The sequence below is a fragment of the Paenibacillus sp. FSL H7-0714 genome (assembly GCF_038003765.1).
Lineage (GTDB): Bacteria > Bacillota > Bacilli > Paenibacillales > Paenibacillaceae > Paenibacillus_AQ.
In genome coordinates this window covers 2,868,316-2,887,856 of sequence record NZ_JBBOPT010000001.1, presented here as the reverse complement: position 1 = coordinate 2,887,856, position 19,541 = coordinate 2,868,316, and the positions used below count along the sequence as shown (strand labels likewise).

16 protein-coding genes are annotated in these 19,541 nt (G+C 42.2%); 3 read left to right on the top strand and 13 right to left on the bottom strand.

Translation table 11 applies throughout. The annotated features are described in order from the left end of the window. Positions 1-44 precede the first annotated feature (44 nt). Complete coding sequence (locus tag NST34_RS12755) at positions 45-1,214, top strand: peptidylprolyl isomerase (RefSeq protein ID WP_076282889.1); 1,170 nt, start codon at positions 45-47, stop codon at positions 1,212-1,214. A gap of 76 nt (positions 1,215-1,290) precedes the next feature. On the opposite strand, the gene NST34_RS12750 is transcribed toward NST34_RS12755, so the two are convergent. Next, positions 1,291-1,485, bottom strand: a complete 195-nt coding sequence (locus NST34_RS12750) for a hypothetical protein (RefSeq protein WP_076282890.1) — start codon at positions 1,483-1,485, stop codon at positions 1,291-1,293. 72 nt (positions 1,486-1,557) lie between these two features. Further along, positions 1,558-2,157 (bottom strand): nitroreductase family protein, encoded by a 600-nt coding sequence (locus tag NST34_RS12745; RefSeq protein ID WP_042187439.1) that lies wholly within the window; start codon positions 2,155-2,157, stop codon positions 1,558-1,560. Between the two features lie 208 nt (positions 2,158-2,365). On the opposite strand from NST34_RS12745, the gene NST34_RS12740 reads away from it, so the two are divergent. Further along, a complete protein-coding gene (locus NST34_RS12740) occupies positions 2,366-3,781 on the top strand; it encodes a metallophosphoesterase (protein WP_081382862.1) in 1,416 nt (471 codons plus the stop codon). A 102-nt stretch (positions 3,782-3,883) separates the two neighbouring features. On the opposite strand, the gene NST34_RS12735 is transcribed toward NST34_RS12740, so the two are convergent. Then, positions 3,884-5,404: a copper amine oxidase N-terminal domain-containing protein gene (locus NST34_RS12735; RefSeq protein ID WP_081392959.1), complete on the bottom strand. Its 1,521-nt coding sequence runs from the start codon at positions 5,402-5,404 to the stop codon at positions 3,884-3,886. A 94-nt stretch (positions 5,405-5,498) separates the two neighbouring features. Then, a complete protein-coding gene (locus tag NST34_RS12730) occupies positions 5,499-6,167 on the bottom strand; it encodes a TraX family protein (RefSeq protein ID WP_341127928.1) in 669 nt (222 codons plus the stop codon). Positions 6,168-6,639: 472 nt separating this feature from the next. On the opposite strand from NST34_RS12730, the gene thrS reads away from it, so the two are divergent. Beyond that, positions 6,640-8,553 carry a threonine--tRNA ligase gene (gene thrS, locus NST34_RS12725; RefSeq protein ID WP_341127927.1) on the top strand — a complete coding sequence of 638 codons (1,914 nt, stop codon included), beginning with the start codon at positions 6,640-6,642 and terminating at the stop codon, positions 8,551-8,553. A gap of 99 nt (positions 8,554-8,652) precedes the next feature. On the opposite strand, the gene NST34_RS12720 is transcribed toward thrS, so the two are convergent. From NST34_RS12720 to NST34_RS12680, 9 genes are all read right to left on the bottom strand, one after another. Further along, positions 8,653-9,642: an aldose 1-epimerase gene (locus tag NST34_RS12720; RefSeq protein WP_341127926.1), complete on the bottom strand. Its 990-nt coding sequence runs from the start codon at positions 9,640-9,642 to the stop codon at positions 8,653-8,655. Between the two features lie 85 nt (positions 9,643-9,727). Beyond that, entirely contained in the window at positions 9,728-10,444 is a 717-nt protein-coding gene (locus tag NST34_RS12715; RefSeq protein ID WP_042126933.1) for an MgtC/SapB family protein, read from the bottom strand. A gap of 169 nt (positions 10,445-10,613) precedes the next feature. After that, on the bottom strand, positions 10,614-11,405 hold the full coding sequence (locus NST34_RS12710; protein ID WP_042187431.1) for an SDR family oxidoreductase: 792 nt from the start codon (positions 11,403-11,405) through the stop codon (positions 10,614-10,616). Positions 11,406-11,519: 114 nt separating this feature from the next. Beyond that, the gene (locus tag NST34_RS12705; RefSeq protein ID WP_341127925.1) at positions 11,520-12,632 is read right to left on the bottom strand and encodes a rhamnogalacturonan acetylesterase; all 1,113 of its coding nucleotides are present in this window, start codon (positions 12,630-12,632) and stop codon (positions 11,520-11,522) included. A 30-nt stretch (positions 12,633-12,662) separates the two neighbouring features. After that, entirely contained in the window at positions 12,663-13,502 is an 840-nt protein-coding gene (locus NST34_RS12700) for a carbohydrate ABC transporter permease (protein ID WP_042126927.1), read from the bottom strand. A 3-nt stretch (positions 13,503-13,505) separates the two neighbouring features. After that, positions 13,506-14,426, bottom strand: a complete 921-nt coding sequence (locus NST34_RS12695) for a carbohydrate ABC transporter permease (protein ID WP_340974822.1) — start codon at positions 14,424-14,426, stop codon at positions 13,506-13,508. Between the two features lie 142 nt (positions 14,427-14,568). After that, a complete protein-coding gene (locus NST34_RS12690) occupies positions 14,569-15,906 on the bottom strand; it encodes an extracellular solute-binding protein (RefSeq protein ID WP_149644202.1) in 1,338 nt (445 codons plus the stop codon). 120 nt (positions 15,907-16,026) lie between these two features. Next, a complete protein-coding gene (locus tag NST34_RS12685) occupies positions 16,027-17,595 on the bottom strand; it encodes a response regulator transcription factor (protein ID WP_076282897.1) in 1,569 nt (522 codons plus the stop codon). Beyond that, on the bottom strand, positions 17,588-19,363 hold the full coding sequence (locus tag NST34_RS12680) for a sensor histidine kinase (protein WP_081382864.1): 1,776 nt from the start codon (positions 19,361-19,363) through the stop codon (positions 17,588-17,590). The genes NST34_RS12685 and NST34_RS12680 overlap by 8 nt, the downstream gene beginning before the upstream one ends. Between the last annotated feature and the right edge of the window lie 178 nt (positions 19,364-19,541).

Below are 19,541 nucleotides of genomic sequence, written 5' to 3'. Positions count from 1 at the left end.
AAATAGACAAGCAACACCTATATTGAAGGGAGTCATTACTAATAATGGACAAAAAAGATCTGAATGGAAATGAGAACTTAGAAAACAACGGTACTCCGGAAGAAGAATTGAACACTACCGAGAATACCAATGAAGTAAATGAAGTGGAGGTCGTAGCTGCTGAAGAACCTGTGAATACAACAAAAGAAGAAAGTGTTCCAGTAATGAACAAAGTCGGCAGCAACAATAATACGACGCCACCTGCTCCACCAGTTTCTCCTAAAGGTAACAAGGGCTGGATGATTGCCTCTGTGGTTCTGGCTGCGGCACTCATCATTGTATTGATTAAGCCTCCATTCCAAAAGGACGACAGCAGCACAGCTGTTGCTAGCGTTAACGGAACTAACATTACTAAAGAACAACTTTATGATAAATTGATCGAAGCAGGCGGAGAAAGCACACTGCAAGCTATGATTACTACTGAACTCGTTGATCAAGAAGCTAAAAAAGCCAACGTAACCGTTACTGATGAAGACATCAATGCTGAATTAGAAGACCTTAAAGCACAATTCGGCGGAGAAGCTGCATTTAATGCTGCATTGCAACAAAGCTCAATGACCGTTGATGACTTGAAGAAGCAAATGCCGCTGCAAGTAAAACTGCGTAAGATTCTTGAGCCGCAAGTGACTATAACGGATCAAGAAATCAAAGACTACTATGAAGCAAATAAAGCTACTTTCAATGAAGAAGAACAAGTTCGCGCTTCCCACATTCTCGTTGAGACTAAAGAAGAAGCGGATGCAATTCTGAAGCAATTGAAAGATGGAGCAGATTTCGCTGAACTTGCTAAAGAAAAATCTTCAGACACTGGTTCCAAAGCTAATGGCGGAGATCTAGACTTCTTCAAACGTGGAGACATGGTTGCTGAGTTCTCCGATGTAGCCTTTAAGCTTAAAGTTGGAGAAACAAGCGGTGCTGTGAAATCCGATTACGGTTATCACATCATTAAAGTTACCGACCACAAAGACGCTAAAAACTACACCTTGGAAGAAAAGAAAGATGAAATCAAAAAGACGCTTGTGTCTCAAAAGGTTTCCACTCTTTCCACTACTTGGTTATCAGATACAACTGCAAAAGCAAAAATCACAAATTCACTTACGGATGCCAAAAAAGAAGCAACAGCTTCTCCTGAGCCATCTGCAAGCGCAGAAGCAGGAACTGAATCTGCTAAATAATACGACAGTAAAAAGCAGGACAAGCGTTAATAGACGCTGTCCTGCTTTTTTTGTACCTCTATTTCCGAACTTTTAATTAATGTCCTTTTTTACGGACCTGCTTATCACGATTCTCTCCCCACTCTTTCGCTTGTGCGGTAGCAATAGAGATCGCCCTTCCCTCTTCATATCCTTCTTCTAGCAGTGCATTAGCAATATCAATTGCCTTATTACGAACAGGTGCTGTGAAGTTTTTCAGTGAATCAGGATAATCGTCTTTATTCCACGGCATACAAAAACCTCCTTGACCAGACTATATAATTAATTAGCCTGGTCAAGGAGGTTTTAAACGCTCTTTTTAAGCTTATTTAAAGACTTTAACGCGATCTTCAACCGGTTGGAATTGTTTCTCACCTGCTGGAGTTACAGTCTTACCAAATGGCAATTGAGCAATCAGTTTCCAGTCTTGCGGGATGCCCCAAGCTTCTTTCACTTCGTCATCAATCAGTGGGTTATAGTGCTGCAGGGATGCACCTAAACCTGCTTCAGAAAGTGCAGTCCATACTACGAATTGCAGAATGCCTGAAGATTGGTTAGACCAAACTGGGAAGTTCTCGGCATACAATGCGAAGTTTTCTTGAAGGTTCTTCACTACCGCTTGATCTTCAAAGAACAATACGGAACCGTAACCTGCTTTGAAAGATGCTAATTTTTGCGCTGTTCCTTCAAATTGTTCAGCTGGAACGATTTTGCGCAAAGTTTCTGTCGTGATATCCCATAATTTATCATGCTGTTCACCTAAAAGAACAACCGCTCTAGAGCTTTGGGAGTTGAATGAGGTTGGGCTATGCAAAACCGCTTGCTCAACGATTTCAATAATTTGAGCATCGGCTACAGTGGATTCTTTACTGATGGCATAGATGGAACGTCTTCCTTTAACTGCTTCAAGAAAATTGTTAGACATAAAATAACTACCTCCATTTATTTAAGTAACTTACTTTTGTACATCTTATCACCTTTTTTCTGAAAATACAACATCTATTCACAACTTATTTTGTCGGATATACAATTAGCCTCGATTAGTAACATCTCCCCTTCACTTTTCCGATATACATTTCGGCTAAAAATAAGCTACAATAGTGCAGCAAAAGTGCAGAAGGAAGGTTATATAAATGAATTTTTCAACAGATAAAGTTCTTATTCTACATAAAAAAATGGTCATATTCTCTTGTGTAGTGCTCTTTTTCCTTAGCTTGGTACTAACTGGCTGTAAAGACACAAAATCGTCTAATTTAAACGCTGTGGAACTTGGTCAAGCTGAACTAAAACCTGTCTCTTTCTGGGTCGCCACAGACACTCACTTTTTGGATAAGGATCTTCAGGATGGTGGACAGGCTTTTCAGACCTATGTCACTGGAGGCGATGGAAAAATGCTGCCCTACAGTGATGAAATGGGTGAAGCTTTGGTCTATGACGCTGAACAGAAAAAACCTGCGTTTATCATCCTCAGTGGCGATTTAACTAATAATGGAGAACGCAGCAGCCATCAAAAATTAACCGAAAATTTAAAACGAATCGAACAACAAGGAACCTCTGTTTATGTCATTCCAGGCAATCACGACTTATTTAATCCTTGGGCTAGATCCTTCAGTGGCGATAAACAGCTCCTTACGGATTCAATTACAGATAAGGATTTCGTCAAAATGTATGCGGATTTCGGCTACAAAGAAGCTGCATCACGTGATAAGGAATCACTAAGCTATATCGTCAAGGCTGCCCCCAACTTATGGATTCTGATGATAGACAGTAGCCAATACCTTAATAATAAAAAATACGGTTTCCCTCAGACCGATGGACGTATTGCTTCCTCTACGCTTTCATGGATCGATGAATCCGTTAAGCTTGCAGCCAAAGAGCACGCTTCAGTGATCACGGTGATGCATCATAATTTATTAAGTCACACTTCTATGTCTGTTTCAGGCTTCAAGCTTAATAACAGCCAGGAAGCTATAAAATCCTTACGGAAGAATGGACTTAATCTAGTTCTCTCAGGACATATTCATATGCAGGACATTCAAGTAGATCCAGCAGACGCGAATCAAGATACAGCATCCTCTGAACAAATGCCAATCTATGATATCGCTACGAGTGCGATGGCCGTCAATCCGCATCAATATGGAGCCATGACCTTCGATCCCGTCTCGCGAACCGTAAATTATAAAGCAACGTCTTTGAACGTAGAAGGTTGGGCTGAAGCTAACCAGATTACAGATCACAATCTCTTAAACTTCAAGGCTTATGCCGAAGAAGCCTTTGCTACTAACTCCTATGACAAAGCTATGGATAGTCTTAAGGAAAGTCCTTTAACGGAGTCTGAAAAAGAATCCATGGCGAAGGTAATGTCCAAGCTGAATGTACGATACTTCGCAGGAACTGCGGGTACTTTTGCTAAGGATATTAAAGCGTTGCCTGGCTACAAGCTTTGGGAGGAACAGCAGGACGGTTTCTTAGGAGGCTATGTCCAAAGTATGGCTGAAGAAAAAGCGTTAAGTAATGTCGACCTAGAGGTGGTTTTAACGAAGCAATAAAAAGATGCCTTATTTCATATAAAAAACCCAGCTCCACCCGCAATACTGCGAAGTTAGAAGCTGGGTTTGTTTGTGTTATTTAGCCAATGAGGATCGAACTAACTATTTACGTGTAATAGTAATCCAACCATCTTCATCTACATACACAGTAGCATGAAGTGCTTCAGCAAGCAGACGTAGCGATACATAGGCATCACCATATTCGTCAACAAATACAGGCTCTGCAAGCTTCACTTTTTCACCGTTAATCACTGCTTCGGAAGAACCGATTTTGAATACCAGCTTATCACCGTACACACCATCAGTTACGATAATAGCACGATTGACTGTATCCCATTCCACAATAGCATCTAAATCTTCTGCAAAATACCGAAGAGGAATGTACGTCGTATTATTGTCAACGATCGGATAATAATATTCGTCGTCTGGTTCGATGACAATCGTTCTCTTGGTGATACCAAGATCGTCTTTCAATATACGATAAACGTTAGAATTTGGATCAAAATTGTTCAAAGTCTCTCCAGGAGTCAGGTCACCGGAAGAAACATCAAGTGCTCCTTCAGTACTGATTGGATCTGCCGTTACAGCTCCACCAATGTTCCAAATCTGACTGGAAGCCTTAAGAGAGAAGCTCTTTAATGGCATATCTTCAGTACCTGGAAGCGCCACTTTCAGATCAACATTCTGTTTACGAACATGTAGTCCACTGTCTACAAAAATGTCGACAGCAAGCTTCGTATCCTTACTCAGAACCGTCTTAAGCTCAGGGGTAGATTTGTAAAGACTGTCTAGTTGATTGTCATAAACCAGCAGTAACGCATCCACAGCCAATTTTGCTGCATCATGCAGTACAGTTACAACAGCTTCTTTATCACCCAGAGGAATTACTCCAATACCTGGAATTTCATAATCACCGGAGGCTTTTTCGTCCATAGCTTTGATCACAGGATACAGATAGTCATATAGACCACCAACCAATTCTGTAAAGCCTTCCGTATCTTTAGAGATCGATTTCAGGAATCCTTTTAACAATGCCGGAAGCTCATCACCAGTCACTTCGGTATGTAACTTCGTCATATTCACCTGCTGGCCATACACAGCCTCACTAACGGGTGTTACGCTAATTGCGCTTGGATTAGGAAGATTCTTCACCACAAACTTCGTTAGCAGCTTACTAAGATCTTCAGCTTTAGTCAGATCCAATCCAACTTCAGCAAAGACCTCATCATAGCCTTGAACCGGGAAGTAAAACGGTTGTTTTGCTCCTTCAACCGTAAAGACTAAAGTTTTTTTGTCCATAAACAATGAGAATGGAATATTCAATTGTTTATAGCCGATCGTTCCATTGGCAGATACATTACCATTCTCTTGTAACTTTGCATTGCTAATACTCAGGGAAAAAGAATTTATGAGATCGACCATTTCCTTATCTTCTGCGCTAATTCCTTCTGAAGGTTCAGCGTTCATAGAAAAAGTCATACTGGATTCTGATGATTTAACATCGACATCCCCGATCAATGCCTTATTAACATCGAAACCTCCAACCGATTGACAACCGGCCAGAACAAGCAGCAGTGCGACAAAAGGAATAAACCATTTTGCCCTAGCTTTCATTCTCCTCATAGCAAGTCTCCTTTTTTTAAGATTTTTTGAAATCAATCCATTATCTCAGCAAAGGCAACATTTGTAAATCAAAGTATTACTTATTGTAAAAATACTATAGATTCAACAAAGTTCGCCATTCGACAGAAACCCATTCATTGTATATTACGCCTTTAAATAACGCTAAAATCAGTAGATGCGCAGGATAAAAAGACCACCACACCCAGCGTGGTACCCGGTGACGCTCTAAATATCCCCAAAGTGCAGGCGCCAAAGCAATCAACAGCGTTGGTAAAATACTAAGCATTTGCACAACCCAATAATTATAAAACATGTAGAACAGATTAAGTGCCAAATGTGCTACAACAAGCCAATATGACTTCGTATAACGGAATATCAATACTAGCAGCAGGCCGTACGCATTATAATCTATCGGGAAATAATCCATTAACGCGATAGCTGCAATGACGACTGGTATTCCAAGCCATGGAGTAGGCAGTTTATCTAAAATAACCAATACGGTTGCGGATAACAAAAGCGTAAACACCACGTTCCATCCACCAGGATTAATCGCTAAATTGTATGGGATCTGAGCAATAATAGCGATAATGAGCAGTCGGAACAAGTATTTCGGTCTGGATGATGTATGGATATGGCCCTGCACAAGCCCGTAACAGTAGATTGGAAAGGCTATTCTTCCTACATATCTCCAAGCAATATCCTCTGAAAAAAAGATATAGCCAATATGGTCGATTAGCATCGTCAGCATGGCGAGAATCTGCATATCAAACCTCCTTAAAATAAGTTGATATCATACATTCGCCAATGAGTACTTCATCTCCTTCGCCTGTACACAAATGATGACTGCAATAAAAGAGAACTGAATTTCTGGTTTCTTGCCTCTTGACTTATGGGGTGCAATTGAGTACTATGAACGAGCAACATCATATGGCAATGATCAAAGACATGATTTCCTATACGAACTGTCCAGAGAGAGAGGTCTAGGCTGAAAGCTTCTCCAGTACACGATTGTGAAGTTACCCCTTTGTAGCCGTGGCGCTGAATCCGCAGATCTAAATTTTGCGGTAGTATGTGGCACCGACTTATCCACGTTAAAGGATACCAATGAGGTCCTATCCTTGTGATAGGTCGAATTAGGGTGGAACCACGAGCTGAACGCACTCGTCCCTTTCTGGGAGAGATGCGTTTTTTTGCGTTCACCACTAACAATTTTTGAGAAATGGAGGCTAACAATCATGGAGATCAAGGTAACACTGCAAAACGGAACAATTAGAGAGGTACTGCAAGGAACGACGATTAAAGAAGCAGCAGGTGCCATAAGTACCAGTCTGAAAAAAAATGCTGTAGCTGGAATAATCGATGGAAGATCCGTTGATCTAAACCAAACGATCGAACATGATTGCCAGCTCGAAATTGTTACGTTGGATAGCAAAGAAGGCCTGGAAATTTATAGACACAGTACAGCACATATCATGGCGCAGGCCATAAAACGTATATATGGAGACAAGGGTGTCCAGCTCGGCATAGGTCCAGTAATCGAAGATGGCTTCTATTACGACATTGATATTGAGACACCTCTATCCACGGATGATCTTGTAGCAATCGAACAAGAGATGGCGAGAATTATTCAAGAGAATCACCCGATTGTCCGCCGTGTCGTTCCCCGCGCTGAAGCAATCAAGCTTTTTGAAGCGATGAATGAGCCCTTAAAGCTGGAGCTTATCCGTGATCTACCGGAAGACACAGTATTGTCTATTTATGATCAAGGTGAATTCTCGGATCTCTGTCGAGGCCCACATCTTCCCTCAACTGGCTTGGTCAAGGCTTTTAAGCTGTTGAATGTAGCAGGTGCCTACTGGCGTGGAGATTCGAATAATAAAATGCTGCAACGTATTTACGGAACTGCTTTTCCTAAGAAAGCTCAACTTGAAGAGCACTTACTCTTTCTTGAAGAAGCTAAAAAACGTGATCACCGTAAGCTCGGCAAGGAACTGGAATTGTTTATGTTCTCTGAAGAAGCTCCAGGTATGCCCTTCTATCTTCCCAAGGGGATGACTATCCGTACAGAGCTTGAAAATTTCGCACGTGAATTACAAAGACAGAGAGATTACGATGAAGTTCGTACACCACTGATGATGAACAATCGGCTTTGGGAGCAATCCGGACACTGGGATCACTACAAAGACAATATGTATTTCACCAATGTAGACGAAACAAAATTCGCACTCAAACCGATGAACTGCCCGGGTCATATGATGATCTACAAAAATAATCTACATTCTTACCGAGAGTTGCCTATCCGAATTGCCGAATTTGGTCAAGTACATCGCCATGAGTTCTCTGGGGCACTTAACGGGATGATGCGTGTTCGTACGTTCTGTCAGGATGATGCCCATCTCTTCGTATTACCAGAGCAGATTGAGGATGAAATAAGCCGGGTAATCTCACTGATTGACCATATTTATCAAGTGTTTGGCTTTGAGTACAAGATTGAATTATCTACTCGCCCGGCAGATTATATGGGATCAGAAGAACTATGGGATCTAGCTGAACAATCTTTACAAAGTGTATTAGACAATCTCGGAATCGATTATCGTGTGAATGAAGGTGATGGCGCATTCTACGGACCAAAGATTGATTTCCATATCTTAGATGCGTTAAAACGAAGCTGGCAATGTGGAACCATCCAACTAGATTGGCAAATGCCAGAGAAATTCGATCTTACTTACATCGGGGAAGATAACCTTAAGCACCGCCCGGTCGTAATCCATCGCGCTGTTTATGGGTCGATTGATCGTTTTATGGGGATTATTACGGAGCATTATGCCGGAGCATTCCCGCTATGGCTAGCACCCGTTCAAGCGAAGTTATTGCCCGTCTCTGAGAACTACGTTGCTTATGCATTTCAGGTGAAACAATCCTTAGAACAAGCTGGCATTCGTGTCGAGGTTGATATCCGAAATGAGAAACTAGGTTACAAAATTCGTGAAGCCCAACTTGAAAAATCACCCTATATGCTCGTTCTCGGTGAGAATGAGAAAAACTCTGGCAGTGTTTCTGTAAGAAAACGTGGTGAGGGTGATCTTGGTTCAAAGAGTATCCAAGAGATTATTGAACAGATTAGTGAAGAAATAGTTAGTAAAAAATAAAGCTCTGCTTCAAATTAAACGTTAAAGGGCTGTCTATTCGTAGAAATGTACGAACAAGACAGCCCCTTTTTTGATCACATATTAATATTCACAGGGACACTATTTCACGTACAGACGACTGCTTTCATCCCAATACTCGCCTGGTTTGAGACTGAATAAGCCGATCTCATCCGCTGGCAGATCTACCATTGGTGCATTAACCAAGTTGATTTGCGGCTCTGGGCAGAAGAACTGCTCAGAAGCACCATTATTCCAGATCATCCACTGCTTGTATGAAGTCCCAACGTCATAAACTAAAGTGACTCCAGCTTTGCTGTCGGTAAGCTCCATCCGGTTACGTCCATTCTGAGCTACAGCTGTGTAATGGTTGTCCATCGAAGCGAAATAAGGATTCACACCTTCATCACGAAGCTGAGCTTCACCTGGCTCCAGCTCTTGAAATTTACCAGTCGGCAGCATACGGTCGTTCAATTCCCAGCGATTACCGATGGTCGCTTTTACAAGGTAGTCTTGTGGTGTGCTACCTGGTGCGAATGGTGCATTAATCGCGGTATGGAATGCCAACAAGCAAGGCATCTCTTCATCACCATCATTATGGACTTGTACCTGTTGAGATAAGCCACCTTCACCAAGGGTATAACGTAGTTTCATTGTGTATTTAAACGGCAAGTATTGATAAGAAGGATGGTTCTCATCCACTTTGATGAATACGGTTACGAAGCTTTCGGTCTTACCGCTACCGAACTCTTCCACTTCCCAAGCTGCCGTATGTAAAAATCCATGTAAATGGTTGCCTGTTGCGACTTCATTTACCGGGAGTTGATAAGTTTGACCATTCCAAGGAAATTTGCCATCTTCATAACGATTCGGAGGAAATAATACAGGAATACCATGGATGCCTGGACTTGCTTTGAAGGCTTCCATTTCCTCAGCTCCCGGTTCATGCAAGAAACGGTAACCGTTTTCGGTATCACGGAAACAGATCAAGTTGCCACCGAAGCCTGGTAAGATAGCTGCCTCATAACGGCCAGCTTTCAACCAGATGGCTGCTTCTCCTTCATATTGTCCTTCATAGGCTGTGATAGACATAATAATGTGTTCTCCCTTCCAGTGTCTGATAATTGTCTCTACTTGATAGATTACCACATCTGGTCATGACGTGACATGCCCTTTTTTAGAGCTGTTCCACTTCAACGCTCATGACATGATCAATTTTCTTCACATCATAATAAATCTCTGTAGCGTAATCTTTATCCGGCGCTGAGATCACCATATCGATCATTTGTCTTCCATCTTCCAAATCCTTAATTTTCATTCTGCGGATCGCCCGGGATGGACTTCTAGTACTTCGTTGGGTACTAACCTGAGGTCTCTCAATTTTTTGGATCACTTCAGTAAGGACAAAATTAGCTTCCATGATGATTCTCACCGAAACTTCATGCTTGTTAAGCACTTCAGGACCAATCGAACGAATTAAATGAGGAACTAAATTCACCGCAAACATTAGAAGAATAACCGCATATGCTGCTTCAATATAGAATCCTGCTCCCACAGCTATACCAATCCCCGAAGCTGTCCAGATGAGTGCTGCCGAGGTCAAACCTGATATCGCATCACCGCCTCTACGCAGGATAACACCAGCCCCCAAGAACCCTATCCCACTGACAATTTGAGCAGCGAGGCGCATCGGATCCATATTTGGATGCTCAGGACCTGCAAACTTATCAAAGGCATGAATAGACACTACAGTTACAAGACAAGAGGCAATACTAATGACCATACTGGTCCGAATCCCCAGCGGTTTCTGCTTGATCTGTCGGTCAATCCCGATGAACAGCCCGAACAGCATGGCCACTAGCAGCTTAATTAATGATTCAATATGAAAATCCATAGTTCATTCTCCTTTCTCCACAGATACTCCATTATAACGGAAAACGGAGATTATGATTAGCTTTATTTTACAGCAAAAAAACGGCACTCCTATCCTCCATGTATATGCGCAGACAGCTTATATAATCCGCATAACGAAGAGGATAGAATCCGTTTTGGTGAAAGATTATTTAACCATGGAGCAACGATTCTGCACCGTCACAATAAATCTCAGTTCCTGTAATATGATCGGAATCCTCGGAGGCCAGAAAAAGTGCCAGCTTTGCAACTTGATCAGGACGCCCAGGACCTTCCTCTAGCGGTTGATCCCCTTCCGGAAATTCGACAGGGATCTTTACCTCTTTGAGATCCTCGGATGGAAAAGTGTTGTCATCTATATTGGTCTTAATAGCCCCAGGACAGATTGCATTTACGCGAATTTGAAATTGAGCCAGTTCTAATGCTGCCATTTTCATAAAAGCAACCTGACCTGCCTTTGTCGTACTGTAAGCAGAAAAACCGATGTTAGAAAATACACGATTTCCGTTAATGGAGCTGTTAATCAGGATGCTGCCACCGCTTTCTTTTAGATGCGGTATCGCATATTTAACAGTCGCGAAGGTTCCACGAAGGTTGATGTGAATCGTCTGGTCCCAAGACTCAATATCCATCGTTTCAATGGGCGTCATGGCTCCATTAATCCCTGCGTTTGCAAAAACAACATCAAGACGACCCCATTTCGCGGCCGCCTTGTTTATGGCAGCTTCCACTTGTGGGGGTTCAGCAACATCGCATTCAATTACGAGAGCTTCTCCGCCTTCTTTCTCCACTTGTTTTCTAACCTTTTCTGCGTTCTCAACAGTTCTATCCAGCAACACAACTTTGGCTCCGTTACGAGCGAACTCAAGCACAGTTGCTCTTCCAATGCCGGAACCACCTCCTGTTACAATCGCTACCTTACCTTCCAGCTTCTTATCTGCCATGTTTAAGTATCCTCCTTCTTGTCATGCAAGCCTTCCAGTTAAGTTCTTTCCTTAACCTTAACCTCGCATACAGAAGTTGAATCGATAGATCTTTAATACCCCAAAGGATTATTTTTATTCACCCTGCCGAAGATGGATAATGAGATCATTTAATCCGGCTTCACGGATGCCCTCTACAATAAGATCAGCAAGTAGACGTGCTCCTAAAATCTGAAAATGTGTATTGTCTTGTACGCCAACTGGATGCAAGATATATTCTCCCGGATAGGACCACATGAACAGATCCTTCGTTCCTTCCACACCATAGGCTTCAAAAAGCTTACGACTCTTCTCCGCCAAATCGATTAGGGGGATCTGCTCAGTCTCAGCCAACTCTTTCATTGCCGTTAAATACTCTCCATGACTGTCTACTATAGCTTCAGCAGGATCAAATCTCCGCCTATGTACAGCGGTCACCAGTACCGGGTAGGCTCCTGCTTTCCTAGCAACTGTAATCATCCGCAGCAAATATTCTTTATATGTAGTGAAAGGTTCGGTGTGTCTATGTTCATCCCCTTTTGAATCGTTATGACCAAACTGTATGAATATATAATCTCTGGGCCGAAGCACAGTAGAAATATTGTCCAAATGCCCTTCCTCAATAAAGCTCTTGGAGCTACGTCCTGAAATGGCTCGATTATCCACTACAAGACCTGCTTTGAAGCAGCGAGGCAGCAACTGGCCCCAGCCAGCATAGGGATAACCAGCTTCTCCTTGATCGGTCACCGTAGAATCACCAGCCAAATATAAGACGAGCGCTTCGTTGTCAGGCTCAATGTCGAGAGCATTTATTCGAGGCGCAATACCTGAGAAGGAGAGCTTTAGCTGACCACCCATGATTCGCATCGCAAATGATTCTCGTATATACTGACCTGCCGGGACGTTCAATGTATCTAATACGTACTTACCATCACCTGCTCGAATTATTGTACTCGTATCTGCTAAGGAGTCACCAAGTAACAAAGAAATCCGGTAAATCCCATCAGGAATATCTAACAGGAAGACTGCCTTCTGCGGAATGCAGAAATCACTTCTTAATGTATCTGCTCCTCCCCTGGAACGCCCGAATACTGTCGAGTCTGAAGTAAAACCAAATTGCGCATCCGGAGAGTATCGTGAGTCCGGCCGAATTTTGGTGTAGCCGGACGCTGTATCTTTAATCCCAAAGTCAAAATGATAGCTATCCAAATTCAGCCGCACCTTTCTTCATTAGATATTTTATCCTTTCAAACCACTGGTGCTGATTCCTTCCACAATCTGCTTTTGAAAGATAAAGAAAATAATCATGACGGGTGCCAAGCTAAGAACGGACATGGCAAACATGGGTCCCCAGTTGGACACGGACTCACTGTCGAGGAACATTTTCAGCCCCATAGAAACTGTATATTTAGATGGAGAGTTCAGGTACAACACTGGCCCAAGCAGGTCTTCCCAGCGCCAATAGAAGGAAAAGATCGCTGCAGTAGCCATAGATGGACGGATGAGTGGGAGAATGATTCTGAAGTACAGACCAAATTTCCCGCACCCATCAATCGTAGCCGCTTCGTCAAGTTCAACAGGTATTGTCCGAATAAACTGCAGCATTAGGAAAATAAAGAACGGAACACCGAAGAACTGTGGAACCACGATCGGCTTGATACTATCGAGCCATTCCAATTTCGCATAGATGATATATTGCGGGACTAGCACTACATCTGAAGGAAGCATAAGCGTCATCATCATGATACCGAACCATAAGCCATGCCCTACAAACTTATTACGTGCAAATCCGAAGGCTACCAGTGAAGAAGAAACCACCGCTCCTAGAGTGGCTACAACGACAATAATTAATGAATTCTTTATGAAGACACCAAAGGAATATCCGGCAATCCCTTCCCAGCCTTTAGCATAATTCCCCCATACCCATGGATCGGGAAGAAGCTGCTGAGCGGTAACGAATACAAGCCGGCTCTCTTTAAAAGAGCTCATGATCATCCACAAAATCGGATACAGCATAATGATAGCGAGGCCACCGATAAGAATGTGATACAGCGGCCATTTCAGTTTCATTTTCGCCATGGATTATTTTCCTCCTTCCGATTCGTAGAAGACCCACGATTTGGATGTCTTGAACAAAATTCCGGTCATGATGCCGACTAGCAACAACATCACCCACGCCATAGCTGAAGCGTAACCCATGTTATTAAACATAAAGGCCTGACGGAATAGATATAGAGAATACAACATCGTACCGTCCATTGGTCCGCCTTCACCTTTAGAGATAATATAAGCTGGAACAAAGGTCATAAATGCACTGATCGTCTGCATGACTAGATTGAACAGAATAACTGAGCTTAGGAGGGGCATTGTAATCTTAAAGAACTTTCTGAAAAAGCCTGCTCCATCTACACTAGCTGCCTCGTACATTTCACCAGGAATATTCTTTAGACCTGCCAGAAAGATCAACATGGATGAACCAAATTGCCACACGGATAAAGTGATCAACATAATAAGCGCAGCGCTCGGATTACCAAACCAACTTACTGGACCAAGGCCGAAAAAACCGAGCATGCCATTAATAATTCCAGTATCACTAAAAATATTACGCCACATGATGGATACCGCCACACTGCCACCTATAATAGAAGGTAAATAATAAGTTGTACGATAGGCTCCGATCATGCGCGATTTAGTATTTAGAATCATAGCCACAAATAATGCAAAGGTGAGACGTAAAGGCACACCAATAAATACGTAAAGCAGCGTCACCTTTAATGAATGTAAATATTTCGGGTCATTCGAGAACATTTTGATGTAATTATCAAATCCGATCCATTTAGGTGGAGCGAACAAATTGTATTTGGTAAATGAAAGATAAAGAGAAATGATCATCGGGATCAGTGTGAAGCAAAGGAAGCCAATGACGAATGGACTGATAAAGGCATATCCTGTAAGGTTGCTTCGTAAACTCCGGTCTGTTAGCTTCTTTTTCTTAAAAGCCAGCGGATTCGAAGGAAGGGGATTCGTGGATGCCAAGGGTCTCCAACTCCTTTTTATGTGAATAATAAGGGAAACGGACTGCCGCCTAACCAAATGGCATGCCGTTTCCCATGTTAGACGCAGTATAGTTATCTGTTACCTTCTATTACCGGCTGGAGAGAATAGCGTTCGCTTCTTTTCGGAACTGTGCGGCGGCGGCGGCTGGGTCAATCTTGCCGAAGTTCATTTGTTCAGCAAGGTCTGTAAGGAGTGCTACTACCTCTGGCGATCCAACTGGCGGACTCATTGGAGAAGTAGTAGGCTCCATGTCAGCTACGAATTTAAATACTTGCTTACCGGAATCCGTTAATTGTGAAGCTACAGATTCTTTGATTTTGCTTGAAATTGGCACACCACGTTCGCCTTTGATTAAATTGTTGGCTTCGGGATCATTAATCCAGAAATCAACGAACTTCGCTGCTTCTTCCTTCACTTTTGAGTTAGAAGTAACCGACCAATACATACTTGGCTGCATGTAGAGTCCTTTTTCCATATCCGGACCAGGCATTTGTGCCAGTGCCATAGGGCGATTTACAGCGATTTGCAAAGCAACATATTGGTTCGACCATTGCCATACGCCGATGCCTGTTCCTTTAACAATATCAGACTCTTCGATAACGCCTTTGTTTTGGCTCAGTTTGTCTTGGGATGGAACCGCTCCATCTTTAATTAAACCAGACAACATTCCGAAAAAGTCAGTGAACAAGGCATCATCCTCATATCCAAGCGCTGAACCATCATTGTTATAAAGTGCCAGCCCTTTTGTACGCAGATAATAGTTGAAGAATACGTCAGCTGCCATAGAACCGTCGATATACAGTCCAGCTGATTTAGCTTTCGCAGCAATTTCTTTGTATTGATCCCAAGTCCAGTTCTCAGGAATGGAATCCACCCCTGCCTTCTTTAGCAATTCTGGGTCATATTGAAAACCAAGTACGTTAACGCCTAATGGAATTCCGAATTGCTTCTCATTGATTACCCCAGTACTAAGGACGTTCTCATTCACATCGCCGACTTGTATCTGAGAGTTCAAATAAGGCTTCAAATCTTCGAGCTGTCCGTTAGACCCATATTGATTAATATAAGAAATATCCATTTGAACGATATCAGGAAGTCGATTCGCTGCTGCTTGAGGGGCAAGCTTCTTCCAATAATCATCGAATGAAGCATATTCAGGTTCAATCGTTACATTCGGGTATTTGGCTTCATACATATCAATCACTTGTTGTGTATAAGAATGCCGTGTATCTCCACCCCACCAAGCTATACGCAGAGTTACGGGTTCTGCTGAAGTTGTAGCTGCGGGTTTCGTTTCTGAAGGCGTGTTTGTAGCGGAATCCGTAGCGGCAGCACTATTATTGTTATTACCTCCACCACAACCAGCTAACATCGATGACAACAACAATGGTACGGCTAGTAAAGCGAATCTCTTTTTCAAATTCATGTCCCCTTTTCCTATAATAGTATAAAGGCTCTGATCCCTTTAGGTAGCGCTTTCATGTATAAATCTTCTCAAATATTCAGTAATTGTTGAATACAAAAAACCGTCTTGTTTGTTCAATAATCAGTTCCCTTGAGAGGGTTTCATAAATTCTGTGGGTGTCTGCCCAGTTACTTTTTTGAACACTTGACTAAAATACTGTGCATTCCCACCGAAGCCGAACATTTCAGCGAGCTCAAATACTCTTACATCACCACTATGCATAATGTGTTCTGATGCTTTAGTAATCCGGTAATTGGTAACGTAATTAGAGAATTTCTCCCCCGTGATTTTCTTGAATATTTTCCCGAGATAATCAGGATTCATATATAACATCTCAGCAGCGACTGAGCTAAGTGACAGTTCCGCATTCTTATAATCATCCGCAATAATTTTGAACATTTTATCTACGATTAAGGATTGGCGACAGCGAAAATGACGATCATACATCGCTGTCAAACGAGCAGCAGCATCTTTTACATAGGCTTTAAGACCACTTAAAGTCCTGATCTCAGCCAGTTCCACCATACTTGAAGTAAAGGTATTTCTTTCATCAGGGACGGCTAGACGTATCATCGCAGAATACAATTGTAAAACATAAGATCGCGTTACATTAATATCTACACGCTGTTCAGCTAGCAGATTAAATAACCGCTCTAATTCAAATTCTACTGCACTTTGTTCGCCCGCCTTAATCAGCAGACAGATTTGCTCTTCATCTAGTTCAATGTCATTTCTTCCGCTTAATTCATCACTAGGAATATCACTTCCTGTGATCAAACCTCCCTCTTCCATATAAAAACAGTGGTTAAGGCATTGCAGAGTCTGACGATACAATCTCCGTGAATGTATCATGAAGTCCGCATCACTAATCGCAATGGTTACATCCACTTTATAAAATTTGTAGAACATTTTCCTTACATCAGAAATTCGTTCAAGCAGTGTACTATTCAGCGCAGCCTCTCCTTCGACTTCCATTAGTGTCAGAATAAATCCGCCTATCCTTGTACTAAGCAGCGTTTCTTGCAGCATATCCTGTGCAATATTTTGCAAAGCAAATAGTTGCTCATATTCATAAGAACCTTCCAGTCTGAACAAGATCAAACGCACCACTTTGTCATTTAATTCGATGCCTAGCAGCTCCTGATAATACTCTAAATCTTGACTCCCGTACGTTTTGTTAGAGATCCATTCCTTCAAAAATTGTTCCTTTACATGCGGTAGAACTTTAGTAAAACGTTGCTTCATATCATTTACAAATTCCATCCGGCCCTTAAGTTCATCGAGCTCTGCTACCAGTTCAACTAACGCATCATGAATTTGATTCTCGTTGCACGGCTTAAGCAGATAATGTTTCACTCCATGCTGCATAGCGATACAGGCGTAGTCAAAATCCTTATACCCCGTCAACATAACGAACTTTACCTCAGGAAACCGTTCACTGCATTTCTGCACCAAGCCTAGTCCATCCAATCCGGGCATGGAAATATCAGTAATCACTATTTCAGGGCGAAGCTCCTCTATTTTCTCTAAGGCTTCTATCCCGTTTCGCGCAGTACCCACAAGTTCCGTTCCTGCCTGTGCCCAGTCCACTACCTGAGATATGCCTTCTAGTATCAACCGTTCATCATCAACCAGCAGTAACTTATACATTCTCTTGCACTCCTTTTAAATAAGGTATACGTACATGTATTGTCGTTCCTTGACCTGGCTCACTTTCAATCACTGTACCCCATTCTGGGCCAAATACGATTTGAATACGCTCTGCGATGTTCGCTAACCCAATGCCTTCGCCACGTGTCTTAACTCTTCCCTGCTGTAAATCTTTGATGAACTCGGCACTCATCCCCGGCCCATTATCACTAACAAGAATATCAAGGCCCTGTTCTTCCTCACTTACGGTTATAGAAATCGTGCAAGGCTCGATATTAGGCTCCAATGCATATCGGATCGCATTCTCGATCAACGGCTGAAGCGTCAGCTTCGGAATTAAAGCGTCATGCAAATGCTCTGGAAAATCCATGCGAAAATCAAGTCTCTCGTCAAATCGTGTCTTCTGGATAATGACATAATTGCGCACAATGGTGAGCTCTTTTTCAATCGTAATCAACGGGTCTTTAAGACCAATCGAACTGCGAAACAAATAGCCAAGCGCTTCTACCATTTCAGAGATTTTAGCTTGCTTGTTCATCTTCGCTAACCAATTGATCGATTCAAGTGTATTGTACAAAAAATGCGGATTGATCTGTGCCTGCAGTGCTTTAAGCTCGGTCTCTCTAATAATGAGCTGCTTCGCATAATTCTCATCGATAAGTTCTCTGATTCTGCGGATCATCATTTTAAAGGTTCTGTTAAGCTGACTTACCTCGTCCTGCGCAGTTTGTGAAACGACACCTAGCGACTGTTCCTCCAGATTATCCAGATCTCCCTTTTCGATTTGTTTCATTTTTTTGGTCAGCTTTGAAATCGGGCGTACAATACTTCGGGCTAATCGATAGCCTAAGAGCAATCCAATTAGTAATATGAGCGCGAATATGATGACGACCAATTTTTTTACAAAAGTAATATGTTTGAACATCTCATTGAAGGGGGTCGCATTGATATACATCCATTCCATATAAGATGATTTAGTCTTCGTTATAAAATATGTTCCTTCTTCATACTTAGCCGTACGATAAAGTTCGGAACGTTCCGTTTCCGCTTTAAGCTCATTTGGCAGCAACATTGGAGTTTGGGGATAAACCGCTAGCCCTGAAGCCGCATCTGCAACAATCAACTGATCGCCATCCGAAGTGTTACTAGTGCTATCTGCAATAATACGATCAATCCGAATTCGAATGACTAACGTTCCTAAATCGTCCAGCGTAAAGGTTGATCCGGTGTAAGATTTAATCTGCCGAACAGCCAGGAGTGAATTCTTATTCCCTTGGGGATACCACACAATACTACCGCTAGCTTCCTTAGCCAGAGGCTTTAATTGATCCTGGAGATCCTGTGATACACCTTCCCGATTACCCGCAGTCATAGCGCCGCCATTCGTATCCAACAACATCATGGAATAAACGTATTTCTCTGCTCCTGCAAAGGCAACTAACCTGTTAATGATTTTATTATGTAGGACCTGCCGCTCATATGGTTGAGGATCATCCTGCAACTGGCGAAGACATTCCTGAATTTGCTCATCAGAGACCACTGTAAAAGAAAGTTGTTCCAGCTCTCTCAAAGTACTCTCTATACTGATAGATGACATTCCCAGCACTTCAGATGCCTTTTCATAGATTTGCTTGTCATAAATTCGATAAACATACTGCAGGACGGTTAAAGAGAACAGAAAGGACAGCAGCAGCAAAAATGAAATGATCAATATCATTTTATTAAAAATTCCTGAACTCCTGTAAGCGCTAACATTCTTCCAAAACATAAGCATCCTCCAATTCACTCCAAACCCTTATTATGGGAAGTAATATTTATCATCACTATATCCTATCATAAATGATATTGAAGCATTTGGGAAAACTTACAACAAAAAGGACTTAAAGCGAAATCCAGAGTCAGAATTCACTTTAAGCCCCTATCCTGAGCCTAAGATACTCCTATAA